Source organism: Nonomuraea sp. NPDC049709, assembly GCF_040674815.1.
Lineage (GTDB): Bacteria > Actinomycetota > Actinomycetes > Streptosporangiales > Streptosporangiaceae > Nonomuraea.
Genome location: NZ_JBFANM010000034.1, coordinates 15290 through 40979 on the forward strand (window position 1 = coordinate 15290; position 25690 = coordinate 40979).

At 67.9% G+C, this 25690-nt stretch carries 22 protein-coding genes and 2 pseudogenes; 12 read left to right on the forward strand and 12 right to left on the reverse strand.

Translation table 11 applies throughout. From position 1 onward, the window contains the following. Positions 1 to 12 precede the first annotated feature (12 nt). On the reverse strand, positions 13 to 1497 hold the full coding sequence (locus tag AB0J69_RS30940) for a serine hydrolase domain-containing protein (RefSeq protein WP_364124178.1): 1485 nt from the start codon (positions 1495 to 1497) through the stop codon (positions 13 to 15). Between AB0J69_RS30940 and AB0J69_RS30945 the strand changes: the two genes are divergently transcribed. The 3 genes from AB0J69_RS30945 to AB0J69_RS30955 all read left to right on the forward strand — a co-directional run bounded on the left by AB0J69_RS30945 (position 1430) and on the right by AB0J69_RS30955 (position 2888). Next, positions 1430 to 1621 carry a hypothetical protein gene (locus tag AB0J69_RS30945; protein ID WP_364124399.1) on the forward strand — a complete coding sequence of 64 codons (192 nt, stop codon included), beginning with the start codon at positions 1430 to 1432 and terminating at the stop codon, positions 1619 to 1621. The two genes, AB0J69_RS30940 and AB0J69_RS30945, sit on opposite strands and share 68 nt — an antisense overlap. Positions 1622 to 1783: 162 nt before the next feature. After that, the gene (locus AB0J69_RS30950) at positions 1784 to 2230 is read left to right on the forward strand and encodes a winged helix-turn-helix domain-containing protein (RefSeq protein WP_364124388.1); all 447 of its coding nucleotides are present in this window, start codon (positions 1784 to 1786) and stop codon (positions 2228 to 2230) included. 46 nt (positions 2231 to 2276) lie between these two features. Continuing rightward, entirely contained in the window at positions 2277 to 2888 is a 612-nt protein-coding gene (locus AB0J69_RS30955) for a DUF6461 domain-containing protein (protein WP_364124181.1), read from the forward strand. 267 nt (positions 2889 to 3155) lie between these two features. Here AB0J69_RS30955 and AB0J69_RS30960 read toward each other — a convergent pair whose 3' ends face one another. Beyond that, positions 3156 to 5294: a hypothetical protein gene (locus AB0J69_RS30960; RefSeq protein WP_364124184.1), complete on the reverse strand. Its 2139-nt coding sequence runs from the start codon at positions 5292 to 5294 to the stop codon at positions 3156 to 3158. 556 nt (positions 5295 to 5850) lie between these two features. Here AB0J69_RS30960 and AB0J69_RS30965 point away from each other — a divergent pair. After that, entirely contained in the window at positions 5851 to 6960 is a 1110-nt protein-coding gene (locus AB0J69_RS30965; RefSeq protein ID WP_364124187.1) for a hypothetical protein, read from the forward strand. Between the two features lie 936 nt (positions 6961 to 7896). Beyond that, entirely contained in the window at positions 7897 to 8388 is a 492-nt protein-coding gene (locus AB0J69_RS30970; protein ID WP_364124190.1) for a Pycsar system effector family protein, read from the forward strand. A gap of 466 nt (positions 8389 to 8854) precedes the next feature. On the opposite strand, the gene AB0J69_RS30975 is transcribed toward AB0J69_RS30970, so the two are convergent. Further along, complete coding sequence (locus AB0J69_RS30975) at positions 8855 to 10099, reverse strand: phosphatase PAP2 family protein (RefSeq protein WP_364124193.1); 1245 nt, start codon at positions 10097 to 10099, stop codon at positions 8855 to 8857. A 424-nt stretch (positions 10100 to 10523) separates the two neighbouring features. Here AB0J69_RS30975 and AB0J69_RS30980 point away from each other — a divergent pair, with 424 nt between their 5' ends. Beyond that, entirely contained in the window at positions 10524 to 10751 is a 228-nt protein-coding gene (locus tag AB0J69_RS30980) for a hypothetical protein (protein ID WP_364124196.1), read from the forward strand. Between the two features lie 75 nt (positions 10752 to 10826). On the opposite strand, the pseudogene AB0J69_RS30985 reads toward AB0J69_RS30980, so the two are convergent. Both AB0J69_RS30985 and AB0J69_RS30990 read right to left on the reverse strand, forming a co-directional pair. Continuing rightward, positions 10827 to 11401, reverse strand: a pseudogene (locus tag AB0J69_RS30985) (CAP domain-containing protein). 310 nt (positions 11402 to 11711) lie between these two features. After that, positions 11712 to 12020 (reverse strand): hypothetical protein, encoded by a 309-nt coding sequence (locus AB0J69_RS30990; RefSeq protein ID WP_364124199.1) that lies wholly within the window; start codon positions 12018 to 12020, stop codon positions 11712 to 11714. 1045 nt (positions 12021 to 13065) lie between these two features. On the opposite strand from AB0J69_RS30990, the gene AB0J69_RS30995 reads away from it, so the two are divergent. The 3 genes from AB0J69_RS30995 to AB0J69_RS31005 all read left to right on the forward strand — a co-directional run bounded on the left by AB0J69_RS30995 (position 13066) and on the right by AB0J69_RS31005 (position 14648). Beyond that, entirely contained in the window at positions 13066 to 13362 is a 297-nt protein-coding gene (locus AB0J69_RS30995; RefSeq protein ID WP_364124202.1) for a helix-turn-helix domain-containing protein, read from the forward strand. Then, positions 13329 to 14162 carry an IS630 family transposase gene (locus AB0J69_RS31000; RefSeq protein WP_364124390.1) on the forward strand — a complete coding sequence of 278 codons (834 nt, stop codon included), beginning with the start codon at positions 13329 to 13331 and terminating at the stop codon, positions 14160 to 14162. Before AB0J69_RS30995 ends, AB0J69_RS31000 begins: the two co-directional genes overlap by 34 nt. 192 nt (positions 14163 to 14354) lie before the next feature. Continuing rightward, positions 14355 to 14648: a hypothetical protein gene (locus AB0J69_RS31005; RefSeq protein WP_364124205.1), complete on the forward strand. Its 294-nt coding sequence runs from the start codon at positions 14355 to 14357 to the stop codon at positions 14646 to 14648. A gap of 76 nt (positions 14649 to 14724) precedes the next feature. Here AB0J69_RS31005 and AB0J69_RS31010 read toward each other — a convergent pair whose 3' ends face one another. After that, positions 14725 to 15474, reverse strand: a complete 750-nt coding sequence (locus AB0J69_RS31010) for an SDR family oxidoreductase (protein ID WP_364124207.1) — start codon at positions 15472 to 15474, stop codon at positions 14725 to 14727. Between the two features lie 132 nt (positions 15475 to 15606). Here AB0J69_RS31010 and AB0J69_RS31015 point away from each other — a divergent pair, with 132 nt between their 5' ends. Then, positions 15607 to 16041 (forward strand): Rrf2 family transcriptional regulator, encoded by a 435-nt coding sequence (locus AB0J69_RS31015; protein WP_364124210.1) that lies wholly within the window; start codon positions 15607 to 15609, stop codon positions 16039 to 16041. A gap of 274 nt (positions 16042 to 16315) precedes the next feature. On the opposite strand, the gene AB0J69_RS31020 is transcribed toward AB0J69_RS31015, so the two are convergent. From AB0J69_RS31020 to AB0J69_RS31035, 4 genes are all read right to left on the reverse strand, one after another. Further along, positions 16316 to 16816: a cupin domain-containing protein gene (locus AB0J69_RS31020; RefSeq protein WP_364124213.1), complete on the reverse strand. Its 501-nt coding sequence runs from the start codon at positions 16814 to 16816 to the stop codon at positions 16316 to 16318. A 355-nt stretch (positions 16817 to 17171) separates the two neighbouring features. Further along, complete coding sequence (locus AB0J69_RS31025) at positions 17172 to 18122, reverse strand: alpha/beta hydrolase (RefSeq protein WP_364124216.1); 951 nt, start codon at positions 18120 to 18122, stop codon at positions 17172 to 17174. A 22-nt stretch (positions 18123 to 18144) separates the two neighbouring features. After that, a complete protein-coding gene (locus AB0J69_RS31030; protein WP_364124219.1) occupies positions 18145 to 19089 on the reverse strand; it encodes an NADP-dependent oxidoreductase in 945 nt (314 codons plus the stop codon). Positions 19090 to 19276: 187 nt separating this feature from the next. Then, positions 19277 to 20131 carry a helix-turn-helix transcriptional regulator gene (locus AB0J69_RS31035; protein ID WP_364124222.1) on the reverse strand — a complete coding sequence of 285 codons (855 nt, stop codon included), beginning with the start codon at positions 20129 to 20131 and terminating at the stop codon, positions 19277 to 19279. A gap of 381 nt (positions 20132 to 20512) precedes the next feature. Between AB0J69_RS31035 and AB0J69_RS31040 the strand changes: the two are divergent. Both AB0J69_RS31040 and AB0J69_RS31045 read left to right on the forward strand, forming a co-directional pair. Continuing rightward, positions 20513 to 20617 (forward strand): annotated as a pseudogene (locus AB0J69_RS31040) (IS5/IS1182 family transposase); the annotation flags it as partial. A 216-nt stretch (positions 20618 to 20833) separates the two neighbouring features. Next, a complete protein-coding gene (locus AB0J69_RS31045) occupies positions 20834 to 21346 on the forward strand; it encodes a DUF3027 domain-containing protein (RefSeq protein WP_364124225.1) in 513 nt (170 codons plus the stop codon). Positions 21347 to 22267: 921 nt separating this feature from the next. Here AB0J69_RS31045 and AB0J69_RS31050 read toward each other — a convergent pair. Both AB0J69_RS31050 and AB0J69_RS31055 read right to left on the reverse strand, forming a co-directional pair. Beyond that, entirely contained in the window at positions 22268 to 22591 is a 324-nt protein-coding gene (locus AB0J69_RS31050) for a hypothetical protein (protein ID WP_364124228.1), read from the reverse strand. A 491-nt stretch (positions 22592 to 23082) separates the two neighbouring features. Beyond that, complete coding sequence (locus AB0J69_RS31055; protein ID WP_364124230.1) at positions 23083 to 25611, reverse strand: alkaline phosphatase D family protein; 2529 nt, start codon at positions 25609 to 25611, stop codon at positions 23083 to 23085. Between the last annotated feature and the right edge of the window lie 79 nt (positions 25612 to 25690).

Sequence of the window (25690 nt, forward strand, 5' to 3'; positions counted from 1 at the left end):
CCGCCGATGCCGTCAGCCGGCCCGCGTGGCGGCGGTCGCTCCGGCGGGTCCGGTCACGGTCATGCGGCCGTCGGCGAAGGCCACGCTCACGTCTGGGCGGACCCCGGTGGGGTCGTCCGGACGGTACCGGTCGTCGCCGGACGGGAGGAAGTGCAAGGTCGCTGCCTCCTTCGTGGGTATCTCTGCCGCTTTGACGCCGCCTGCCTCGTTGAGCGAGAACCAGCCCAGAATCAACTTACTGCCGCTGGCGATGGTGACGTAGGTACGCATCTCGTCGCCGTGCGCGATGGTGCCGGTAAGGGTGATGTCGCCCATGGGGCCGTACTGACCCTCGAAAGCGGCGCGTTCCTTGCGGCCTTCCTGGGTCTTCCCGGCGAGCAGCGCTCCCACCTGCTCCTCGTGCTTTCGCAGGTCGCTGGGGGAGATGCCGGTCGGCGGCGGGAACAGCGCGGTCACCGCGTCGGCCCCGGTCGCGGTGACGGCCAGGCGGTTGTCGCGGACGGCGACTTCGAACGACCCGCCGGTGCCCAGCTTGTACGTGCCGGCCGCCGCCGCCATGTCACCCCTGCCGGCCTCGACCGTGGGTACGGGCAGCGGCTTTCCGAGAGCCAGTGCCGGGCCGACCGTCTCGAGCAGCTTCTCGGCGGAGATCTTCGGCTTGTTGGAGGCCATCGCGATGACCACCTGGTCTTCCGGCACCCACACCAGGACCGCGTTGTGGCCGATGTCACCTCCGCCGCCGGCGGTGGCCAGGAACGGTTTGCCGTACACCGACGCGTCGTACGCGACCCAGCCCCACGCTTCGGCGCGGCCCTCGGTGATCTCCCGCCCGGGGGTGGCGATCGCCCTGGCCGACTGCGGGGACACCACTTTTCCGGTGAACAGCGCGCGCGTCCAGGTCACCAGGTCTTTCATGGTCATGGCCAGGCCGCCGTTGCCCTCGACGGCCCAGAACGGACCCGCGAAATCGCCGGTCTCGCCGGTCTCGCCGCTTTCGAGGTAGCCGAGCGCGCGCGGTGCCGGAGCAGCCGGCTCGCCGTTCCAGTAGCCACCGGCGACCCGGCCGTCGGGCAGCGGGAGGATGTGCGAGGCCAGGTAGTCCCGGTAGCTCGAACCAGACACCTTGTCAATGATCAGCGCCAACAGCGTGTAGCCGGCGTTCGAGTACAGGTAGCGCGAACCGGGCTTGGCGGCGAGCTCCAGCTCGTCGATCGCCTTCAGGGCGGCTTCCCGGCCCAGCGGCGCGGTATCATTCGCGTGGGTGCCGTTCAGGCCGCTCGTATGCAGCAGCAACTGCTCGACGGTGGCGTCCGCGACGGGGCCGTCGAGCTCCGGCAGGAGCTTGCCCGCGCGGTCGTCCAGGGCCAGCTTCCCGTCGTCGACCAGGTGGAAGATCGCGGCCGCGGTGAACGCCTTGGTGATCGAACCGATGCTGAACACCGTGTCGATCGTGTTGGGTGTGGCCGTGGCGTCGTTCGCCGATCCGTACGCGGCCAAGCAGTCGAATCCATCGCCGGTCGAGACGGCGACAGAACCACTGAACCCGGCCTTTGCCCACGAACTGAACGCCGCGTCCATTTCCCGTGCGCATGACGGGGGCGGACCGGCGGAAGCAATTTGACGTCCCGGCCCAGGATAATCCTCAGTGCATGCGGCGCTGAGGAGCAGGCCTACGGTCAGAACGGCGACAAGCTTCTTCATGCGGCAAAGCTAGAAGCTCGGCTGTGAACGAGATGTAAACGAGCCCAGCGCCCCGCGGAATGGCTTCCGAGTAGGCGAGGAAATCGTTGCCGGTCACGCCAAACGGCGCCTCCTGATCGCAATATTATTGATCAGCGCCAATAGGGCCGTGTCGCGGGACGCCCTTGTCGACGCATTGTGGCCGGACCGGCCGATAAATTCGGCGAAGGCCAGTCTCAAGACCCATGTGTGGGCTTTGCTCCGATTGTTGTCGCCGGCGGATCACGCGCGGGCGCCCATCGTCACGCTCCCGACGGGATGCTCGATCCGGGCGCCGATCGACTGCCTCGACATGCTCGCCTTCGAGCGGCTGGTGGCCGAGGGCCGGGAAGCGCGGCGACGCGGCGACGTTCAAGGCGCGCTGAAGAAGCTGTCCAACGCAACCCTCGAAGGGTGCCTGCAGAGCCTCTTCTTCGTGAGAATCAAGGAAGGCGCCCGCCGACGTCTCTTACGTGACCATCAAGCAGGGCAACGCGTAACCCACCCTTGAGAGAGGGGAATCCCGGCGGATGTCCCCTCCCACCCGAGAGGCGGCCATGCAGTCACCGACCTATCTGCACGACCTTCTGGCCTCGACCCTTTTCACCGAGGGGCTCGACGGCGACATGGATCTGTGGGCGCTGGGATTCAGCGCCATCTGGATCAAGGGCGCGGAGCTCGACGCCCTCGCCCCGATCTACCAGCTGAACCTCTCCACCCGTACCCCGTGCCACCTGAGCGAAATTCTCGACCGGAACATCGACGACGGATCCCTCTGGGTCGCGGAGGTCCGGAACTGGATCAGCATCGTGCCGGCGACCGCCGACCGTGAGCACCTGCTGTCCATCACCGCAGGCGGTCGCGAGGCCTTCGGCCTCAGCATGGACATCAGCAACAGGGACGATCTCCTTTACGTTCGCGACGGGCGCTTGGTGACCTCTTTCAGCCCTTCCCAGCCGGAGTCGCGCTTCGGTGACGACCTGCACGCGCTCGATCACCTGATGGACGGGCTGCGCTTCCAGATCAGCGCGGACGACGTCTTCGACGATCGCGTGGACCGGGAGGAGAGCGTCAGCTCGGCCTTGGCCCTGATCGGGCGCTTCACGGGAACCGACATCGCCACCGACTGGTTCGAGGCGCAGCACTCCTGCATCAGACCCACCTCCTGACGTCCTGCGCTCAGCTCCGTGAGGCACGTCGCCGGCCTGCGGACCGACGCGCCGGCGGGCTGTCTATGCGCGGCGGTCTGTCTATGCGCGGCGGTCCCGGTGGTCACACAGGGCCGCTCGCCGTGGGCGAGCAGCCGATCCAACACGTGCTCCGCGGGTTCGGCCCGGCCGCGCACGTTGATCAGGGGCAGATCGACGCCAACCCGCAAGCACGCAGTCGGCCTGCTGCCGCGAAAGCAAGAGCTTCGGAAGGCTGCGCAAGGTTCTCTAATCGGGGGTGAGGTTGAGCGGGGTCGTGACGTGCAGGTTCCAGCTGAGGCCGGGCGGCGCGAGCTTGTGGTCGATCCAGGCGATCGTCGGGTCGCCCTCGGCGTTCAGGGCCATGGCCAGTCTCTCTCCGAAGCCACCCCTGTTCTTGGACACCGGGATGCTCTCGCAGCGGCTGCCGGTGCAGATGGCGAGCATGAGCCGTTGGTGCTCGCGGCTCTCGAACGCCACCAGCGGCCGTCCCGCGCGGTCCAGGACCAGCGCCGGGACCGCGTGGTACTCGTCTCCGGCGCCCAGCGTACGCACGTCGACCTGGGCGCAGTCGGGGGTGCGGCAATCGAGCAGCTTGTTCGCCTGGTCACGCAGGTCCCGGTAGGCGATGACGGGGCGGCCGTCGGGGCGCACTGCCATGGCCAGGCCGAACGTCCAGGGCAGGTCGTCGGTGCTCGATGGGGAAGGGGGCACGGGCCTGGTCACGGTCGGCTGGTGGCAGGCGACGTCCAGGCAGGAGATCACGTGGATCTGGCCGTTGCCGGGGTCGTACCGGGCGGCGACCGGACGGTCCCCGGGGCCGACGGCGACGACCAGGTTGTGGTCGGTGGCCGAATACACGGTCGTCTCCAGCCGGGCGACCTGCCTGCGCTCCGGGCGTGCGCAGCTCGGATCCGCGCAGAAGATGAAGGAGACGAGGTCGTGGGACGGTCTGTCGCCGCCCGCCGGATCCGCGTCGGCGTAGGCCACGACCAGGCCGCCGCCCTGCCGTACGGCCGGGGCCACCCCTACCGACTCCGGACGCGAGCGCGTCGTCGCGACGGCTCCGCTGCTTCGTACGCACGTGGTCGCCTCGCATGTGAGCAGTTCGAGACTGTTGGAGGTCCAGGTGGTCAGCAGGAGACGCCCGTCGGGCAGTCGTGCGCCGGCCGCGCCGGCCTCCCATCGGGTGTCGCGGTCCCGCGGCTCGGCCCACTCGAAGCTCGTCTTCAGGCACGAGGGGTCGGCGCATACCAGCAGGCTGGAATGGTCCTGGAAGCCGTCCATCACCACGATCAGGCGCTGGCCGCGCCCGGTGTGCAGGGCTTGCAGGTCGAAAGGACGCAGCTCCGGTCCGCGGTTGTGGATGGAGGCGGAGAACTCCTCGGGTGTCCAGGATTCCGTCACGTTCGTCTCGGCGACCTCCGGCCACCCGAACGGGTTGATCAGTACGGTCGCGCTGAACAGCACTCCGGGCAGCAGCGCCGCCGGCAGGAAGCCGAGCCTGACCGGGCGCGGCGGCGGGCCGTCGGGCAGGCCGGGTGCCAGGTCCGAGTCGTCCACTTGGGTGCGCCAGGCCATGCAGTGGAGGAACTCGCGCGCGACCAAGGCGGCCTGGAAGGGCGTCATGGCCAGCGCGAGCACGGTTCCGGCCAGGCCCCATCCGAGGGTCGCGAGCGGGCCGGGAAGCTGGCGCAGCCCGGAATCGAGAGCCCACGTCGCCGCGCCCGGAACGAGGACGACTCCGAAGGCCAGCGTCAACGCGGTCGGCAGGAATCGCAGCCTGGTCAGTTGATAGGCGCGGCGGATCGAGCCCAGCCCCGAGCAGCCGTGCATCAGCACACCAGGTACGGCCAGCAGGCCCGGCATCGCCGCGTACGCGGCCACCACCAGCAGAGCATTGCCCGGCCACTGTTGACCGGTCGCCATCAGCACGCCGGCCCTCGCGGCCCAGATCGTCCCGAACGCCGTCGCGGCCACCAGGAGCAGCACGAGCAGGGACGGCAGCCGCCGTACTGTCGTCCCCAACGCCTCACCGAGCGACACGTGCCGGCCGACCAGGGCACCCGCAGCGATGACCACTGTCGCCGGGAACACCACGATCTCCCCGGCGAGCGCGACCGCCCCCAGCAGAACCGTCCAGGTCAGCAGCGGGGCATCGGACGTCCCGATCAGCTGGAACCGCTGGTTGACCAGCGCCGCCGAGCCACCGGCCGTCACTGTCAATGCCAGCAGGGACAGGGTGGCGAGCGGCACGTGCACCAGCACACCAGGCAGCGCGAACGGCACCAGGCGCCGCGCGGCGTCCAGATAACTCCGGAACAGCACGCCGTCTTTGCGCAGCCGTTCGACGTGCTCCATGGAGGTCACCGGCTCCAGCGAGGTCACGGCCGAATGGTGACAGGGCGTTTCGCCGGTTCGCTCCCTACTCGCCGGAAATGGTCTGGCCCGGCATCGTCCGAGAGTCGCTGCTGGGTGTTGAGGACTGATCACCTCCCCATGTGTGGACTTTGCCCAGAGTGCTGGCGGGACCCCCGTGATATCCCTCCTACCGGAACGACTTGCCGCCTGCCCTTGTCGCGGCGCATGCGCCCGGATTCGAGACCTCACGTCTACGAGAACGGGACCATGCACGGGCGGTCCTTCACCCCGCCATAGATGCGGCGCGGCCGCAAACCACGGCTGCCGAACCGCGCCAGATACCGAACAGGTGGACAGCGGATCGCGGGGGCCTTCGCTGTGGGACCGCCGGGGGTCATGTTCACCAGCGCTTGAACGCCAAGAAGCCTGGTTCCAGGACTGTAGGCGGAAACCCGACAACCCTCGAGCGCGCTCAGCCAGTCGAGGGACTGGCAGGGGAGAGGCATCGATTGTCGGCGTCGATCAATAGGCTGCGACCCATGATCAAGATCAGATTATGCTCCGCCTGGATCGAGGCATCCGCATGAATCCCGTGCAGGAGGTGCTCGACCGCATTGAGACCGGCTCCGTCGCCGGCCTCGTAGCGTTCTTGCAGGGGCTCGACGACGATGACAAGCGCGCGGTGGCGCGGGGCTTGCCCGCTCACCTGAGCGAACGCAGGCGCGCCGGGTTCGAGGCCGAACGGCGGATCTTGGAGCTGGCTCCCCTCTATCGCGTGGCCGGGGCGGCCTGTTTGAGCGGGGCGGAGCAGGTGGCGTCCTGGCTCAACCGGCGGGAGCTGAGGTGGGTGGAGCCGAAGGCCGACGCCGTACAGGTCATGTCCGTGCTCGGGAACCGGCCGCTGGAGTGGCGCCGAGACCTGGCCGTCCGTCTGGTAGGGCGGTTGCGACCGGCCCCCTCCGGTTCGACCTGGCGGCGCGTGGAGTCACTGAGGGCCTGGGACCTGGCCGCGGCGCTGGTGATCGAGACGGGCGTTGAGCCGCCGGAGAACGACGCGTTCGTGTCCGGGTGGGTGTTGCGGACGGTCGAGCGGCATTGGATGAACAGGGGCACCCGGGTGCTCGCTGATGATCGGCTGCTCGATCACATGCTGCCGCGCCTGTTCCAGGCGGCGGGCGTGGCGGACGGGCTGAACTGGAATCCAGGCTGGGAGGGCCACCACACCATCATCGGCGAGCTGGTCGATCTGACCCGGACGGGCCGTGTGCCGCGTCAGGCGTTGCTCGACGGTTGCGTGAGCCGCTTCCTAGCCGGATGCGATGCGGCCGAGGCCGCTCCCTTCGTCAAACTGTGGCGGAAGCTGAAGCCGGAAGCGGCCGAGATCCCGGAGACCGACTTCGTCCGCGTACTGCCGTCGGCGCCCTCGCCTCTGATCCAGCTCGCGCTGGAGGAGCTCCACCGGGCGGAAGCCGCGGGAGCGCTCGAGGTGGAACTGTTCGCCGAGGCGGTCCAGGCGCTGGCGTACCGACCGGAGAAGAAGAACATGGCAGCCGCGGTGAAGTGGATCGCCGACGCTCCCCCGGCCAGGGGCGGTGCCGCGGTGGCCGCGCTGGCGCCCGTGCTCGACGTCGACACGCCCAGCCTGCGCGAACGTGGGGCGACCATCGCAAAGGGCCGGCGACGGTCAGTGTGACTGTACGCCGGCGTGGCGACCTCGAAGTCGCCGGTCACAGGTGTCGTCGAGCACGGCTTGCAGGCGCGCGACCAGGGCCGGACTCGCGACGAGGACGCCGTCGGAACACGCCGTGATCTGGTCGGTGCAGGAGTATGAGATTGCACAGTTCGGGGCAGCAGCAGGGTGCGCCTGGACCTGGCTGATCATCATTGCCTACGCCCAGCTTCGGCTCGCCCGGACGCTTGCACCTGACCTGCGCCCGTGGGAACGCCCTGCTCCACCCGAGCGGCTGACCCTCGCTCGCGTCCGGCGAGGGTGTCGGCACCTCCGCCCGCGCCGGCCCGTACCCGCCGGCGCACCGAAATCTACCCGCCCTGGTCCCGGCAGGCCCGCGGGCTCGAAGAACCGGGCTCTCGCCCGTCACCACGACGTTGGCGAGACCACCAAACGCGCGGGGACGCTCACCGAGCACCGGAACAGGAAGGGTTGAACGTCAAGCTCAGAGGCTGAAAGGTAACCAGCCCCTGCTTAGGAGAGCTCGACTCGCATGAAGTGGATTTTGTCTCTGATGGGCGATATCGGTTGGCTGGTTGACGTACGCCGATACCTAACCAACGACTTCCTACCGTCCGTCACCTGACCACTGTTTGGCCTGCTCAGAGCAACAACCGCGGTAGGAGTCGTGCAAGGCGTTCCCGCTCTTCAGACGCGGGTGCCTTTCACAGGAGTATGTGCCGACCTGGTGAGCTTCTTCTCCGGGAACGCCTTCGACAGCGACGACTTCGGCGGGTCGGCCAATGGCGGCGAGGCGCATTACGAGGCTTCAATCCATGACGGTCGTGGAATGCTCTGCGTGTGATCGTCTCCGGCTAGGAGGTTCGTCGTGTTCCGAAAGATCGTGCGAGCCCTCACCCAAACTGCTGCAGAAGAACGGCAGACAGCTGAGGACGATGCGTGCTCTTACGGAACACAGCTGCTCAGAGAGGCACGCGAGGAGCTCAACCGGGCGGACACCAAGTCCCAGGTCCTTCTCGGCATCGTGGGCATCGGCCTCGGCGCCGTCACTGGCGGCCTCCTCGCGGGGAACTGGCGTTATCGAATGCCGTCGAGTGGTTGTGGTGGGTTGGGGCGGCGGCAGCTTTGGCGTCCGTGGTGGTGCTTGCCGGTGCGGTCTATCCGCGGTTGGATCGGCGAGAGGTGTACGGCGCCGCCATGTATTACGCCGACATCGTGCATCTTGACTCCCCGGCGACCGTCACTAGCGCTCTCATGCGGTCCTCGGAATCGGACCTGGAGCGGGTCGCTGATCAGCTGTACCGGGTCAGCCACATCGTTGGGCGGAAGTACCGCCTTATCCGCTGGGGGTTCTGGTTGCTCCTCGGTGGAATGGCGGCCACGGTGAGTGCGGCGCTCATCAACGTCGTGCTCACTGGATCTTCACCGTGACCGTGCGGTCGCTGAATGGCGCTGCTCCGGCGAGCACCTTACGCTCGGCCTGCCAGCAGCGTGTCGTCCTCCAGCGGCGGAACGGGCAGGCCGAGGAGTTCCAGGATCCTGCGGAGCACGGTTTCGTTCTTGACCATGAGTTGAGCATGTCCACCGTCTCGTACCGCTGCATGATCGAGTCGACGGTGCCGACTGGAGTCTCTCGTTCGTGGCCTGCTCCGCCGCGCCTGGCGCGGTGATCTCGAACCGCCGGGTGGTCGAACGTACCTCCTGGCACGCGCGCTGGAGGACCGCCTCTGCTTCCGGCTCTTCATCGCTGAGGAGGGCCCGGGCTCGTTTCCGCCCGAGGTCGCGGTCCGGAACAGGGTGACGGAGAAGTCGTAGGCGTCCCCGAGACCGACTCTTTCCGGGCGGGTGCGAGCGCGGTTTCGCGGCGCCCTCGCCCGGGTTCACCACGGCCGAAGGGTCAGGTCACGGGCTTGAAGTAGTGCGCCCCCATGTACGTGCTCACCTGCCTGCCGATCTGGGCCCCCTGCACATCAGCCGAGCGGGTGTGAATGCCACCCCATACCCTGGCCTCGATGACCTCGGCGAGTGCCTGCGAGAAGCTGTGGAAATATCGGGTGGCTCCCGCGTCGGGGCTGAACGCGCTGAAGGACAGGTCGTCCCGGCCGAAGAAGTGCGTCAGTGACGACATGCTCGCCCCGGTGGAACAGGTGTGGCCGGAGGTGAAGTCGGGATGCGGCGGCGTGACGAGCAGGGGCTCCCAGTTGGGATCGGGCGTCGTGTCCGGATTGCCGTCGGTGCCGGCCTCCCGGATCGCGGTGACCGGCCGCCAGAAGTGCCAGGCCGCCTTCTCGCTGTTGCAGGCGATCGTGGCATCGGCCTTGGACAGATTCACCATCGCGTACATCCGCGCCGTCTGGAGCATGCTGAGCCGCTGCGTCGTCGCGAGCTGGCGCTTGATCTCCCAGTCGCCCCCGTTTCGGTCTTGCCACCAGATCGCGGACTGCGTCTGGTCCTCGGTCCTGACCGTGCTGCTCTTCGAGCCGATCGCCTGGACCTCGTTGATGTCCTCGGCATAGCGCTTGCTGGTGAGCGCCGGCGGGCCGGAAGTGCGGAACATGGACCCGCTGGGGATGAGGAACGGCCTGAGGTGAGCGATCCAGGCGCCGCTCGAGGCGAAGGTAGGAGGAGTCGGCCGCCATTGACCGGGCTCGGTGCCCACGATCCAGGTCTGGTCGCCGTCGGCCCCGTCGTTCTTCCGCGCCGCGATCATGGCCGAGGCGGCCCCACTGCCGACCGTGATGCCACGCTGCTTGGGTGCGCCGGCCGGAATCCTGGCCAGCGCCTCGTCGTACTGCGTCGTCAGCCTCTCCTGCTGCTCGGGGAACAGCGCGATCAGCACCCGGTAGGCGGCGCTTGCCACGGCCGCGTCCGTGGACGTGGCCCCCTTGACGCGAGGCGCGGTCAGATACGGCTGGTACGGAGTGCCCGCGATCGCGTTCACCGCGTCGTAGATGGCCCCGTGCACCATGGCAGCGCTACGGGACTGCTCCGGCGGCTGCTGCTGGGCGACGTCCCACATGGCGGTCTGGGCGTTCCTGTCCCAGACGACGACCGCGTTGGCCCGCGGCGCCCCGTCCGATGCGTACGCAACCGACGAACCTAAGCAGATCGGCGACCCGGCGACGATTCCCGCGACGGCCACTGTGACGGCTTTCCGACGTAAGCAGGCGGTCAACTCTGCATGACTTGAGTGAGACATGCGAGCAAAGTACTATGCCCGTCTCACCCGTCACAGCAGCCCAACGACCGAATAGCCGATAGTGAGCGGGCCCAAAGCGCTGCGTTCTCGCCAGCGCAAGCCAAGCCGGTCGGTGTCTCCGTCCGCAGGGCGACGGCGGTGTCCGGTGCGGGTTCGCCGACCCACGAGTCCAGGTGCCGCGCCATGCCGCAGACGGAGGCCTCTCCCGGTGGGGTCAGCGCACCGCTTTCGAGCAGAGTGGCCGTGACTAGGCGCGAGTAGTGAACCGCCCCGGGTCTGTGGTCTCCACCGAAGCCGGGGTGATTCACCTCAGCGGCCTGGCGATACCCGAGCACATAGCCGAGCCATCTGTCGCGAGGCCCAGTCCATGCATGCGACCAGCCACGTCATCGTCCTTGCTCATGGCCCGTCCGTTGACCAGGCGATGTTTGGCGCCTGCTGTGACGGGGCGGATGTGGGCTGCCTGCAGGACTTGTCGGATCCTGTCACTGCTGATCGCGCACCGGCGTTCGTATGCATGCAGTACTTCGGCCTGGAAGGTTTGCTGGCCGAGCCTGCGGTGGCCGCGACGATCCGCACGCGCTCGATTGGCTGATGGACGGGCTGCGTTCCCGCCGCCGCCGAAATAGGTCGTCTGCGATCTTCTTCCAGCGGTTCACCACGAAGTGGGTCACTTGGCGGCGAAATCCTGGGTCCAGTAGATCGTGCCATTGGAGTCTTCGACCACGCCGACCCCGATGAAGGTGTACTTGCAATTCATGATGTTGGCCTCGGTTCCGGAGACGTCCATCCAGGACTGCACGACCGCGGCCGGGGTGCGCTGGCCCTTGGCGATGTTCTCCGCCCACTTGGTGCCGCCGGTGAAGCCGGACTTCTTGATGCGGTCCATGAAGGATTGGCCGTCGCGGGAGGTGCTCGAGAAGTATCGTGCTCCGCCATGTCGGCCGAGTGCTCGCGGGCGGCCCGGTGGAGTTGCGGGTGGTGCTTGAGCGCCCGGCATCCCTTCTTCGCCCGTCGGGCATTGACCAGCCGCACGACCAGGTTCTCCCGCGCCGTTCCCACTCTGGCGGCGCCGGATACGGACGCCGTGGTGGCCGGCCCGGACAGGCTGAGCGAGCCGGACCGGCCGACGCCGGAAGCCGGGGACGCCGTGGCAGCCTGCGCCGTACTCACGGGCGCGCCGATCGTGGCCAGGGCAGTGGTTGCGGTTGCGGCTGCGGCGAATAACTCAAGGGGTCGGCGCACAGGAAATTCCTCCAGTTGCGGTAGATGCTGGGTGGCTCCGCATTCTGGCGCGACCCAGATCGAATTGTCATCTCATGTCTCGGCGATCACCGCACGCTCAAGGCCGACGCGCCACAGCGGGTCGCCGCCATGTCGAGCGCGCTCACCACGAACCATCCTGGGCCCTGGACGACGGTGATCTGAACTCGGGCCTTGCTCGGCTGGTCGGGCGGGTCGTGCTGTCCGCCCCGGTCCCTCCAATCCGCTGGACCTAGAGAAGAAAGTCCACGCCCGAGAACCTGCCGCTCACGATTGCCTGCCCTTGGCAGGATCAGGTGTCGTTGTTGCACCCTTTCAGCGCCACCACGTAACGCGCCAACTCTTCCGTCGTGACGCTCTCCTCCCCCATGGGAGGTGGCCCCTCCACCATCTTCACGTCGCTGTAGGGAGAGAACGTCGGGGTGATCTCAGGAGCGGGCCGCAGCACCATCGCCGGCGCATTCTCGGCGATCCAGGCATCGATCAACTTGTCCGTGTACGACGTCGACATCAGGCAGGATACGCCGACGGGCGCTGCTGCCGGAATCGTCGGGACCGCGGCCAAACCAACGCCGATCAGGACTGCGATACGCCTTCCCACCGCCGCCTCCCGACCGCTTCTATTAGCGACCTAGCGTGCCCTACCTAGATCACAGACAGAACAAGAAGAGCCGGGCCACCCGTAGGTGCGCCGGCCCTGCTGGCATGTCTCGCTGCCCTCAGTAGCGACGAGGTCACATGCGGGGGCTCAAGGTCCGCCAGCGACTCCAGCAGATGTGCCACCATCAGGCGTTCGGCGCGTATGGCCTCGGCCAGTTCGGTGCGGCCGGTCCACCGGTTAAGCGACTCTTGGATGTGGGAGGCGACGCCCACGAGCAGCCTCCCGTATAAGGTCTCAGGATTGGCGTCTCGACGGCGTTGCGAGTGAGTGTGTTGATGACCGCGGGCCCATTAACTTTGTCTTCCATCAGCTTCAGCGTGGTCCGCGGCATTTGGCCGGCATGCGCGGCAGGCATCCACACCTCGCCCGGCCAAGGGCATGCGAGGCGCCAACGACCTCAGTGGCGGTGGCCGGGCTGAGCTGATCGTTTACGGGAGCTGCCCCGTAAGAGCCTGAACTACCTCGCCGCCGTCTACGGCTGTGGCGGCTCATGACGAACATCAGCAAGGACGCTCGGATGCTACGCACGTATTTGGCCCGATCAACGGGTGTGTTTGTCCGATGCCAGGACAGCCCTAGGGTTGCCGAAGGCCCGAACGGCCCAGAATCAGTGTCTGACCTGGTGAAACGCCTTCAAGATCATCCCGCATATCTCCCCTGATCATGGTCTTACGGCTGCATGCGGGCACCGTCGGTGGCCTATCAAGGTCACAAAACAAAGGACCTGCTGCGGTGAAACCGCAGGTCAGGGGCCGAAAATGCTATCTAGGTGAGTGCCCCGGCAGGATTCGAACCTGCGGCACCCGCTTTAGGAGGGCTCGAGTCGAACGGCGTCCGGTTTCTCTACTAATGGGCCATATGTGATCGTTGCTCGGCCTGCATTGGTCCTCAGCTAGTGGCCCCGTCCCTGAACGTTGACCCGGTAATTGATCTCGGACGGTGAAGCCGTCAGGCTGGCTGCCTCTGCAACCTTTGGGAGGTGGTCGTGGCTCGTCCACCGGATGTGTTCGTCCGGCCCTTGTCGATGGAGGAGGGCCGCAGGATCCAGCGCATCACCCGGACCGCGAAGGACCCGGTCAAGCTGCGCCGGGCGATCGTGGTGATGATATCCAGACAAGGCCAGAGCGTGCCGGACATCACCTCGTTGATGCAGGTCAGTGACGATTATGTGCGCGATGTCATCCATGCCTTCAACGAGCGGGGGTTCGATGCGCTGGCCCAAAATGGAGCGGGGGCCGGCCACCGGCGATCAGTGAGCAGGTGCGCGAGCACATCTGCCTGATCGCCCGGACGGTCCCCGCCGAGTGGGGCATCACCGGCCACTCCACCTGGAGTCTGCGCACTCTGGCCGAACACCTCATCGCCCGCGGTGTGGTGGTCGCGGTCAGCCGCGAGCACCTGCGGCGGATCCTGCGCAAGGGCGGGGTGAGCTGGCAGACCACCACGACCTGGAAGGCGTCCAACGACCCGCACTTCATCGCCAAGATGCAGCGGGTGCTGGAGTTATACGATCACCCGCCCGCCGACGGGCGGGTCATCTGCGTGGATGAGTTCGGCCCGTTGAACCTGATGCCCCGCAAGGGCAAGCGGTGGCGGCCGGCCGGAAGCCCGGCCCGGCTGCGGGCCACCTACCACCGCTACTGCGGCGTCATGCACATGATCGCCGCGCTGGATCTGGCCACCGGCAAGCTGTACTACCGCATTCGCCGGCGCAAGCGGTGGCGCGAGTTCTTGTCCTTCCTGAAGACCCTGCGCGCGCGGTGGCCCGGCGAACGGCTGTACGTGATCATGGACAACTACTCGCCGCACAAGCATCCGCAGGTCCGCGCCTGGGCCGCCGAGCACGACGTCGAGCTGGTGTTCCTGCCCACCTACGGCTCGTGGCTGAACTGGATCGAGTCCGAGTTCGCCGCGCTGCGCTACTACGCCCTCAACGGCACCGACCACCGCACCCACGAGGAGCAGAACACGGCGATAGGCGGCCACGTCCGCTGGCGCAACGCCCGCGCCCAGCCGAAGACCAGCTTCGCCGCCAGCTCACCCATCCGAAGCTGGACCAGTTATCCGGCCAAGGTTGCGTGACGGACCACCAGGACCTCCCACTGTCCATCGCTGGGCGGGGGTTTGCACTGGTGGAAGCGATACCCCCGGCGGGAGCATTGAAAGGCAGTCCCGCTCTTCAGATGCGGGTGCTCCGACCGTGATCGTGTGTGTGCTACTCCACCCACGAGCACGACGTGACACGGCACGCCGCGCAAACTCACCGACGCGCAAGTGGAGGAGGTGGTGGTCCGCACGCTGGAAGAGGTGCCCGAAGGCGCCACCCACTGGTCGCGGCGGGAGCTGCGCGCCCGGGTGGAGGAGTTCAAGATATTGACCGATCCGCTGCTGATCGACAATTTCTGCGACGTGGTGGGCCTGTACCCGTCACCGCCCGAGCACGCGGTGGTCTTCTCCGCCGATGACAGGCCGCACATCCAGGCGATCGGGCAGTCCGCGCCGGTGCTGCCGATGGTGCCCGGCACTCCGAGCGGCCCAGCCGCGACTATCACCGGCAGAGCACTGTGACCAGCGGAACCCGGGATGTACTCGGGATACGCCAACCTCTACGTACCAGCATGGGACGCGCCGACGGCGCTGCGGCTCAGGCGTTGTAGCCGCCGTGGGCGTCGAGCACGGCGCCCGTGACGTACGACGCAGCGGGGCTGGCCAGGAAGGCGATCGCCGCCGCGATCTCGTCGGGGTGTCCCATGCGCTGCAGGGAGAGCGAGCTGAGCAGGGCCTTGAGGGTTTCGGGGTTCGGCGTTTCCATGCCGCCCACCATCAGCCCGGCTTCCACGACGTTGGCGGTGATGGCGCGGGAGCCGAGGTCGCGGGCGACGCCCATGGTGTACCGCTCGACCCCCGCCTTGGTCGCCGCGTAGTCGGCCACGCCCGGGACGCCGGCTCGAGTGCCGAGCCCGGAACTGACCGTGATGACGCGCCCGCCCTCGCGCAGCACTCGGGAGGCGGCTCGGATGACGGCGATCACCCCGAGGTAGTTGGTGGCGTGCATCCGGTCCAGCGCGGCGGTGTCGGCATCTGGGTCGTCCACCGTCCCGCTCACCGAGATCGCCGCGTTGTTGACGAGGATGTCCAGGCCACCGAAGTGCGCGACCACGTCGTCGATCAGCGCCGGAGCCTGGCTCACGTCCGCCTGGTCGGACTTGAACGCGGCGACCTTCGCTCCCTTGCCGCGCACCTCGTCGACGACTTCCTGCGCCTGCTTGTCGGAGCTGACGTAGGTGAACGCGACGTCGGCGCCCTGCTCGGCAAGCAGCCGTACGGTCGCGGCTCCCAGCCCGCGGGACCCTCCGGTGACCAAGGCGACCTTGCCCGTCAGCGGCTTGTTCATTGTTTCTTCACCTCACTGGTTGACCTCTTCCGGCAGTCGAAACATTAACGGTTACGACAGACTGTCGCAACTTAGATTGTTACGACAGGCATTGTCGTAACATCGGGAGTTGCGATCGAGAGGAACGAGTTCATGAGCGCCAACAGCAGGTTGACCATCGCCGCCCACGCGCTGGCCTGGATCGGCCTCTACCAGCGCCAGGGCCATGAGGTCGCCACCTCCGAGCAGATCGCGGCCAGCGCGAGCACCAATCCCGTGGTGATCCGGCGGCTGCTCGGCGACCTGCGCAGGGCGGGGCTCGTGGAGTCCCGGCGCGGGGTGGGTGCGGGCTGGTCGCTGGCGCGCGACCTGGAGTCGATGACGCTGCTCGACGTGTACGAGGCGGTGGAACCCGGCCCGCTGTTCGCGCTGCACCGCGCCGCCCCGGACCCGGGATGCGTGGTGGGGTACGGCATCCAGCCGGCGATGCAGCGCATCTACGACGGCATCGAGGAGACCCTCCGGCGCGAGCTGGCCCGCGTCACGCTGAAAGACGTACTTCAGGACGTCCTTGCAGCACCTCGCTGACTCGGCACCACTGGCTGAAGCTCACGGAACGCGACCACGCCCGGGAAACGCGTTGTTCCCAGCGGCACGAGGTCCCGAAGCAGCTGATGCAAGCGATGATCGCCGAAGCCGCGGCTTCCGCCCTTGTGAGCGGACTTTTGGGAAGGGCTGCCTCTCGCCGTGTCGCTGGAGAAGTAGTCGAGACGCCCTGCCCTGTCCTGGCGGACGTTGCCGAGGCAGGACGCTCCACCATCCGGTTGGCCGGCTCGAACATCTGTAAGACCGTGAGCAGGGGTCACAGAAATTCACTGCGGTAGGTCGGGGCCAGCTCTGCCGCGCGGCGGCGGCGTTCCGTGAGGTCGTCCGGCGACAGCTGCGGCGCAGGCGCGTCCACGCCCGCCACGGCGTCACCGATGCGCATGAAGTACTCGTCCTGCCCGGCCGGCGTGCACATGCAGAGCATTCGGGCCGGTGCGCCCGAGACGTTGCGGAAGTTGTGCGGCGCGTTGGCCGGGATGTTGATGGTGGACCCGGCCCGCACGATGTGCTTCTCGCCGCGGAAGGTGAATTCGATCTCTCCCTCGAGGATCGTGAACATCTCCTCGAAGTCGTGCCGGTGTGGCGGCGGGCCGCCGCCGTCGGGCACGCGCATGTCGATCAGGCAGTACGCGCCGTTGGTCTGCTCGCCGGTGATCAGCATGCCGTAGGTGTTGCCTACCAGGGAGATGTAGGTCGTGGCGGGGTCGTCGGGGTTGGCCACGGTCAGCGAACGAGCGGGATCGTCGTCGGGAATCATCGTGATCGTCTCCTGGGGTGTGCGGTTGTTGGTTCGATCGGCCGGGCGACGAGGCGTCCCCCGGAGTTGATTCGACGGGGCTGCGGGCGGGTGCCGGCGCCATGGTGCCGACCGTGATCACGTCGGCGACCTCTTCGGCCGTCAGCGCCCGCGGGGTGGGCATGTCCGGCAAACCGGACGCGGTGAACATCGCGTTCTTGGGGCGGCCGGCTGACGGCGCGACGGACTGCCGGCCGTGTGGCATGCTGCCGAGGTGGGAGATGCGTCGGCGTGCATGAGCTGAGTGGCCATGCGACCACCGGCGGCGTGCACCGCGTTGATCACTTCCTGTCAGCCCGCGATGGGGGGCTCGGCTCTACAGTGACTTGAGGACGCGGATGCGGTCGGCGGTAGCGCGTTGAGCGACGTCGGCCTTGAAGGCGATCGAATCGAACTCGTGCGGGGCTCCGGGGTGCAGGTGAAACTCCACCGGGACGCCCGCGCGGCTCAGTTTGGCCGCGTACGCGAGGTCCTCGTCGCGGAAGACGTCGAGCTGGCCCACCTCGATGTAGGCAGGCGGAAGGCCGGTGGCGTCTTGGAGCCGGGCCGGAGCGGCGGTGGGCGGGACACCGGGTCCGCCGGCAGCCCCGCCGAGCAGCGCCGGCCATGCGGTGCGGCTGTCATCGTAGGACCACAACGCGTACGGCTCGATGTAGGGGTCCGGGGTGGTGGGACGGTCATCGAGCATCGGCATGATCAAAATCTGTTGGGCGATCTTCGGGCCGCCGCGCTCGCGGGTCAGGATCGCCAGCGCCGCCGCCAGGCCTCCGCCGGCGCTGTCGCCCATCACGGCGATCCGGTCGCGGTCGACACCCAGCTCGGGAGAGTGGTCCTGCAGCCAGTGCAGCGCGGCATAGGCGTCCTCGAGTGGCGTCGGGAACGGGAACTCGGGCGCGCGGCGATACTCCACCGACAACATCGGTACGCCTGAGGCCGCCACGTAACGGGCGATCGGACCGTCGAACAGGTCGATGTGGCCGAAGATGTATCCGCCGCCGTGGAAGAAGGCCACGGCCGAGCCCGGCGTCGCGCCGCCCTTGACGTACCAGCGCGCCGTGATCCGCGCGCCATCGGCGGCGGTCACCGTGTGGTCGGTCATCGTGACATCGGACGGCATGGGCTGGGCGTTGCTCGCGGCACCGATGATCGGTTCCCAGAAGGCACGACGCCCCTCGATGTCGCCCACTTCCGGTCGTGTGGCCTCGGCCATCGCATCAGCCATCGGGGCCAGCGCCTCGGCGATCTCGGAATCCAAAGACAAAGACATGACTGCTTCTCCTGCGAGCGGGTCAGGCCGAGGGCGCGAGGACGACGGTCTTGCCCGGCAGCTCGCCCGCGCCGGCCTGGGCGTGGAGTGCGGCCAGGTCGGCCAGCGCCACCCGCTGGGCGACGTCGACGCGCAACTCGCCGGTGCTGACACGAGCGACCAGGTCGGCGAGCTGGTCGGCGTCGCTGCGGACGAACAGGTCGATGCCGCGCACACTGCGCTCCTCGTCGGAGGGGGCGGGCATCCAGACGGTGGTGTTGACGAGGGCACCGCCGTCACGGACCAGCGTGACCAGCGCGGCCAGCCGTTCCGGGGCGACCGGCGCGAGGTTGAGCACGAGATCGACCGGCTCGGTCACCGCGTTGGTCACGTCGGTAATGGTGTGGTCGATCACCTCGTCGGCGCCGGCGGCCTTGACCCGCTCGGCGCTGCGTGGGCTCGCCGTGGCGATCACGTGGGCACGGACCTCCTTGGCCAACTGCACCGCGTATCCGCCCACCGCTCCACCGGCGCCATTGATCAGCACTCGCTGACCGGTGGTCAGCTTGCCGTGGTCGAACAGCGCCTGCCACGCGGTCAGGCCCACCAGCGGCAACGCTGCCGAGTCGGCCAACGGGATGTTCTTGGGCGCCCCCGTCAAGATCTCCGCCGGCGCGATCACATACTCCGCGGCCGCCCCGGGCTTTGTCATCGGCAGGAGGCCGACGACCCGGTCGCCGACCGCGACGTCGTCCACGTCGTCACCGAGCGCGTCGACCGTACCGGCGACGTCGATGCCGGGAGTGTGGGGAAGCTCGACCGGGATCGGACCCTGCATGTATCCCGCGCGGATGTTGCCGTCGACGCCGTTGAACGACGTCGCGGCGACGCGAATCCTGACCTGACCGGCTCCCGGGGCGGGCTGGGCCACGTCCTCGTAACGCAAGACCTCAGGACCGCCGAACTCGTGGAAACGCACTGCCTTCATTGCAGAACCTGCCTCTGTGAGCGCCGTCGAGTGCTTCGAACTTGAAGTGATTCCGGCGCAGAGGCGACCCTGCGGCCCGCTTCGAGTTGCGAAGGCGTCCAGCCCCGCGTTCCCAAAGCTGCCTGGAGGCAGCCACTGGATCCGCGGTCGCTGGAGACGTCACTTAATCTCGCAGGATCCGGTGCGGCTAGCCTGGGCCAGGCTGGCCCACCTTGATGATGAACGGTTCCCCGCCGAAGCCGACGATCTCAGCCAGACGCGCCGCATCGGCCGAGCCCGGCGCCGCGGTGAGCATCAGAGCCGCCAGATCGTCGCCCGGGATGGCGAGCAGGTTGCCGACGAGCGTGACGGAGCCGCCGTCCGGATGAATGAACTTGGCGCTGCTTTCGTAGGCCGCCACCGGTCGCGGCGCGCGCCACAAGGTGTCGAACAGGCGGCTTCGGCTTCGCATCTCGTCCACCAGCGCGGCAAGCGACGCGTCGGCGGGGTAGCGCAACAGCGCGCTCGTCAGGCGGGCGACCAGGACCGCCTGATGGTCGGTCGCGTCATCCGCAGACTGCTTGAAGCCACTGAACGGGTCGCAGAACGTACGCCAGGCGATGTTCCACTCCCACGGGTCCCCGGTGGGCTCCCAATGCCCCAGAGCCATGAACGCACTGTTCATGGCAACGAGATTCATCGCCGCGTCGGAGACGAACATCGGAGTGTCGGTGAACCGCTCCAGCAGCCGCATCGCACCCGGACCGACCTCGTTCGGCACCTGCCCGTCCGCGGCGGCGTAACCGGCCAGCGCGCAGAGCCGCTCGTACTCCGCCCGTCCGACCCGCAACGCTCGGGCGATGGCGTTCACCACCCCGGCCGACGGATGGCTGCGCCCCTGCTCCAACCGGCGTACGTAGTCCGCGGACATCCCCGCGAGTTCGCCGAGTTCCTCCCGCCGCAACCCGCGCACCCGCCGACGGCCGATCGGCAGCCCGACAGCCGCAGGCGCCGTACTCTCCCGCAACTGGCGCACCGCGGCACCAAACTCGTGACGTTCCACCGCCCCATTGTGCCCGGACAGTCCAGGCAGCAGTGGTGGGTGCGTCGCACCGACATCGCTCCGCAGCGGCAGCACGTCCCTCTGGCCGCCCGTGCCGCGGATCCTTACCTGCCCGGCTCTCCAACCGAACGTCGTTCGACTTCGGTCGCGAGACCTCGCCACCGCGGTCACAGGAGGCGAGAGGCAGCGCGGGTCCTGAACTGCCGCCGAAGATCCGGGATCGGGCCTCGCTCGCCCAACGGCAGGTGAGGCTCGATGTCGGGGAGTTCTCCACGCGCCATGCCCGGTGGCATACAGGATCGCCGGCTGCGCCGCAGGCGATCCCACTGATCCCAACTTCGTAGGGGGGTATCACTCCAGGGGCTCTGAAGTGACAACCTCGGATTCGGAGTCTCTACTGCGACCGCGTGGCGGTATGTGGAGGAGACCGTGCTGCTGCTGTCGGCGCGCTCGTCTAAGCGCGGCCAGGCGCCACGGCGAGCGAGGGACTGTACGGGGTGATTTCGCCGTGGACACACCCGCCGGTCGCGGTGGGAACCGCGGCCGAGCGTACTCCAGGCGAGCATTGACGTGCTCTTGTGCGCGAAGGTGGTGACTGGGGATCGCGCGTGACATGTAGATGGAGTTTCGGACAGACCGTAATCCGGATAATCTTTCGAAGATTAGTAGCTTTGGGGCGGTTTTGAGAACCATCTCCAGCAAATGACAGGCGTTCCCGGCCGCATCGGCCCGAATGAATCCGAGCGGTCCGCGATCCATCGGCGGTGGATCGCGGAACGGTATCGGCGCACCGAGGATCCCGGTTATCGGGAGGAGTGGTACTACAAGCAGTGCGGCAGTTACCGGTTCTGGTTGCCGCTGTCTGGGGAAATGGGCAGTGACTACGGTGCGTGCGCGAACGGGGCGTCACCCTTCGACGGCCGGGTCCGTTTCGAGCATGATGGATGTGAGGCGTTCCGTGAGGCGGGAGTGTGGTCCACGCCGGAGGATCACGAGGCTCACCGGCGGTGGAGGCTGTATCTGCACGCTCTGGACGGCATGGACGAGCGCGGCTTGGTGTTGCTTCGCGATGCCCTCACTGAAGAGCCTGATCGGGAGATGGCGTTGGCCGTGGTTCTGCGTGCGCTGGAAGCGGTTGGCGTGCGGCGACGATCGCATGGGTCGGACCAGCCGGCCGCAAGGCTGTACGGCGTGTCGCTGGTCAGCGCTCCCTGATGTCGGACTGGTGGGCAGCAGAGTCCGGCCTTGTGCCGTGGGGTTGGCGCTCGGGTTTACGCATATTTGGCACGGCCAGCGACTGTGTGCGTCGCGTTCCCGGCCGGTCATAGGGGGTTCCTGCCAACCTGGATGACGCAGAACCGGGGTTGACCAGGGAAAACACATCCAAGGTCATCCCGCGTTTATCCCCTGTTCATGGTCTTAGGGCTGCATGCGGGCACCGCCCGCTGCCTATCAAGGGTGCAAAATAAAAGACCTGCGGCTATGGAACCTCAGGTCAGGGGCCTGAAATGCCGATCTAGGTAAGTGCCCCCGGCAGGGTTCGAACCTGCGGCACCCGCTTTAGGAGAGCTCGAGTCATTTCGAGTCCTACTTATCTACTCATGGGCGATATGCGGTTGCTGCCCGACGTGCATTGGCACCTCGACAGAGACCTCTCATTTGTTCATCGCTCGATAGGTGTCTCTCTGGTCAGAGCGATACTCGCGGGCGGAACCTCGTAAAGCGTTCCCGCTCTTCAGATGTGGGTGTCTTCACAGAAGTACTCCTCTTGCAGTCGGCTCAGTCGGCGGTTGCCTTGGCGTAGTGGAACACCTCGGGAGGGAGCCGGTGGTCCAGGCGCCAGACGAAGCGGACGGGTCGCTCGCCCCTCGTGGCTCACGTACCGCATCGGGCCCGCGTACGTGTACGGCGGAGCCACCAGCCCGTCGTCGAGCTTGGACTGCCTGACGAGCAGGTGGACGGTGGACTCGCCCGTCACGTAGCGGCGGGCGGTGGCGGCCGACGAGCGCAGGGGGCTCTGCGACGCCCATTCGAACAGGTCCTCGCTGATCGTCCGGTCGTGGTAGAGCGTGGTGGGGAGTACGAGCGGACGTCCTCGGCCGTGCTGGAGGCGTACACCGGGCCGGTGGTGCGCCGCTACCTGGCGGAGCAGTGGTCTTCGGACTTGTCTACGGTGACGAAGAGCAGGTCCGCCCGGTGCTCCTGCACGTATTTGACGCTTTCCCGCATGTGCGCGGGCTTGTCGATGCCGAAGGCGGCCAGCACCTCGTTCTTGCTGTAGCGGGCGTGCACGTGCAGGGGCACGCCAGGGTCCAGCGGCGGGGCCACGTGACGCAGGCCGGAGTGGAGCACGTCCGCCAGCTTGTCCAGCTCCGCCGCGCGGGCGCCGGTGAGGCGGGCGAGCCGGGCCTCCATCCCGGAGATCGACTCGGTGCCGCCCCACAACATCTCGTCCAGCATGGCGTAGCTCGCGCGGCGATTGTGGAGCCCTTCCGGCCAGCACCTCGGTGAGGCAGGGCGGCGCCGAAGCCGGTGGCGTGCCGCAGCGAGGCCCAGCCCTGGCGGCTGCGACGGTAGAGGTCCTTGACGTCCAGCACGGTCTCCTGGCGGAAGGTGGACAGGTTGATGTCTCCGAGGTGTCGCGCAGCTCGCATGCCAGGTCCCGCCAGTTCAGGGTGGGGGTCTGGCGGACGTTGTCGAGGACGAGCGGGCGTACGTCGCGGTCGCGGTCGAGGTCGATCACGCAGTCGGCGGGCAGCGTCGGGAACCCTTGCTTGCCATGCATACGACATACGAAGCGGTAGCCGAGCTTGTCGCTCTCCTCCTGCCCGCCAGGACGCCCTGGCAGATCCGGCAGGGTGGGGCGAGTGGCGACGCAGGTCGCGTGCCGTCCGCCGCGCCGCACGTGTGGATCTGCCAGAGCGTCGAAACTTGCCGGGGCGAAGCCGGGATCACAAACCGGCTAGCATCGCGAACGGGTCTGCGGCGCCGCCGTTGTCCACCGCGACGATCCTGCGGCGCAGGGTGAACGCCGCGCCGGGCTGGATGGTCACCTGGTGCTGGCTCATCACCCAGATGCCGCAGGCGTAGGCGGTGAAGCCCGGCTCGTCGTACAGCAGCGCGTAGGTCTGCCCGTCCGATCCGGTCATGCCGATCCACGGAGCGGTCGGGGTGAAGTCGGCGGGGGCCGAGGCGGTCACCACGCCCGCGCCGGGAACACCGCTGCGCTGGCCCGCGCCGTCGTGGTCGATGACGTCGCCGATCCACAACGTCCGCGCCGCCGTGCCGCGATTGGTGAAGACGCTCTCCGCGGTGATCCAGGACTCTCCGGCCCGGATGCTGTACGTGGTGACCACCTGCACCTCCGGCGCGGCGGTGCACACCCCGGTGGCTCGGGCGGCGGCCTCCGGACCGGTGGCGGACACGATCTGCATGGTGTCGGCCCGTACGGTCAGCTGCTGCCAGGCGTTGCCGCCGCGCGGCTGCGTCAGGGACGCGTAGGGCAGGTTCAGCCAGTCGATCTGGTCGAGGTGGCCGACGGCCGCCAGGTCCATCGGCTTGCCCACGGTCACGCCGGGCAGCTGGGAGTCCTGCGTACCGGCCGAGACGGTCAGGGCGAGCAGGTCGTTGGCCAGGACGATGTCGGTGAGCGCCGCCTGGGACTGCGGTCCGGGCACGGAACGGCCGGTGGCGGCCGAGACCGCCGCCCTGTCCAGGGCCTGCTCCACCAGGGTCTGCCTGCCCTGGACGACCTTGGCGGTGACGGTGACCGGCTCGTACCCGACGCCGTTGACGGCGATCTTGTAGTCGCCGGGGGGAGCGAAGGCCAGGAACTCGCCGGTCGCGTCCGTGGTGCTGTTCGTGATCCGCAGACCGGTGTCCGCCGCGGTCACGGTCACCTGGACGTTGGCGAGGGGCTTGCCGGTGGCCTTGTCCGTGAGGCGGCCCGCCAGCCCGTCGCCCTCGTCGATCCGGCGCGCGCCCGGCACGCCGTCGCGCACCTCGAAGGCCGCGATGGTGTACGCGGGGGAGGCCGGGTCCGAGGCGGCCAGCACGATCCGCAGGTCACTGCGCCACCGCTCGGGGGTTACGTCGCAGATGACGTAGCCCCGGTAGGTGCCGTTGTAGAACTTGACGTGCGGGTTGGCCGCCAGGCCCGCCCGTACGTCCGCGTCCCAGCCGGCGCCGGAGGAGATCGAGGTACCGACGAACTCGGTGGCGACGGTCTTCGACTTCGGGTCGTCGAAGTCGGTCTTGAGGTCGTTGACCCAGTGCGTGTGCCAGTCGCCGCTGAGCACCACGGGGTTGGACGGCCCGCGGTCGGCGATGAAGTCGAGGATGCGGGACCTCGCGGCGGGATACCCGTCCCACTGGTCCAGGTTGACGACCTTGTCGGGCCCGAGGTCGTAGTCGAACTGGGCCATGATGGTCTGCTGCGCGATGATGTTCCAGCGGGCCTTGGACCGGCCCAGGCCCGCGAGCAGCCACTGCTCCTGCTCAGGCCCGGTCAGCGTGCGGGCCGGGTCTGCCGTGTCCGCGCACGGGACCTTGCGGCCGTCGCCGCACGACTGGTCGCTGCGGTACTGCCGGGTGTCCAGGATGCTGAACTCGGCCAGCCTGCCGAAGTCGAAGCGCCGGTACATGAGGGCGTCCGGGCCGTGCGGCTGCTGGGCAGGGCGCATCGGCAGGTGCTCGTAGTAGGCCTGGTAGCCGTTCGCGCGCCGCTCCAGGAAGGGCCTGCCGTCCCCGGCGCCGCCCTGGACGTCGCCCGCGTAGTTGTTCTGGACCTCGTGGTCGTCCCAGGTCAGGAAGAAGGGGAAGCGAGCGTGCGCGGCGCGCAGGTGCGGAGAGGTCTTGTAGAGCGCGTGCAGCCGGCGGAACTCGGTCAGGCTGCCGCCCGCGGTCTCGTAGATGTAGTCGCCGAGGTGCAGCACGAAGTCGACGTCCTGCTCGGCCAGGTCACGGTAGGCCGGGTACGGGCCACCGGCCCACGACTGGCAGGAGACGAAGGCGAAGCGCATGTGGCCGGACTTCGCCCCGGGCGGCGGCATCGTACGGGTCCTGCCGGTCCTGCTGTAGGTGTCACCGGCCTTGAACCGATACCAGTACCACCGGTCGGGCGCCAGGTCGTCCACGACCACGTGAACGGTGTGCACGGACTCGGGCACCGCGGTCACCGAACCGCTCTGTACCACGTGCCGGAAGGCGTCGTCGCGGGCCACCTCCCAGGAGACCTGGACCGGTTCGGCCGACATGCCGCCGGTCTCGGCGTTCAGCGGATCGGCGACGAGACGGGTCCACAGGACGACACTGCGGTGGTCGGGATCGCCGGAGGCGACTCCCAGGGTGAACGGGGCCGCGTCCACGTCGTCGGCGTACGCGGTCGAGGGCTCGGCGCTCCAGCCGGTCGCCAGAGCGCCGAGGGTGCCGCCCGCCAGGGCGAGGAATCCCCGGCGGCGCAGGGTGCTGTGTTGATTCACGCCGACGAGCTTGAGCGACGCCCGCACCGCACCGGTTGCATGGTGATGAATGATCGAAATACAGGACAAGTCGGTTGAT

Bases quoted from the DNA above. Each gene is read 5' to 3' on its own strand.
- AB0J69_RS31015 (WP_364124210.1), top strand. From the start codon at position 15,607: ATGAGCGCCAACAGCAGGTTGACCATCGCCGCCCACGCGCTGGCCTGG.
- AB0J69_RS31025 (WP_364124216.1), bottom strand. From the start codon at position 18,122: ATGTCTTTGTCTTTGGATTCCGAGATCGCCGAGGCGCTGGCCCCGATG.
- AB0J69_RS31050 (WP_364124228.1), bottom strand. From the start codon at position 22,591: ATGCTGGACGAGATGTTGTGGGGCGGCACCGAGTCGATCTCCGGGATG.
- AB0J69_RS30945 (WP_364124399.1), top strand. From the start codon at position 1,430: ATGCTGAACACCGTGTCGATCGTGTTGGGTGTGGCCGTGGCGTCGTTC.
- AB0J69_RS31010 (WP_364124207.1), bottom strand. From the start codon at position 15,474: ATGAACAAGCCGCTGACGGGCAAGGTCGCCTTGGTCACCGGAGGGTCC.
- AB0J69_RS31020 (WP_364124213.1), bottom strand. From the start codon at position 16,816: ATGATTCCCGACGACGATCCCGCTCGTTCGCTGACCGTGGCCAACCCC.
- AB0J69_RS31030 (WP_364124219.1), bottom strand. From the start codon at position 19,089: ATGAAGGCAGTGCGTTTCCACGAGTTCGGCGGTCCTGAGGTCTTGCGT.
- AB0J69_RS30955 (WP_364124181.1), top strand. From the start codon at position 2,277: ATGCAGTCACCGACCTATCTGCACGACCTTCTGGCCTCGACCCTTTTC.
- AB0J69_RS30980 (WP_364124196.1), top strand. From the start codon at position 10,524: ATGCATGCGACCAGCCACGTCATCGTCCTTGCTCATGGCCCGTCCGTT.
- AB0J69_RS30965 (WP_364124187.1), top strand. From the start codon at position 5,851: ATGAATCCCGTGCAGGAGGTGCTCGACCGCATTGAGACCGGCTCCGTC.
- AB0J69_RS31045 (WP_364124225.1), top strand. From the start codon at position 20,834: ATGACAGGCGTTCCCGGCCGCATCGGCCCGAATGAATCCGAGCGGTCC.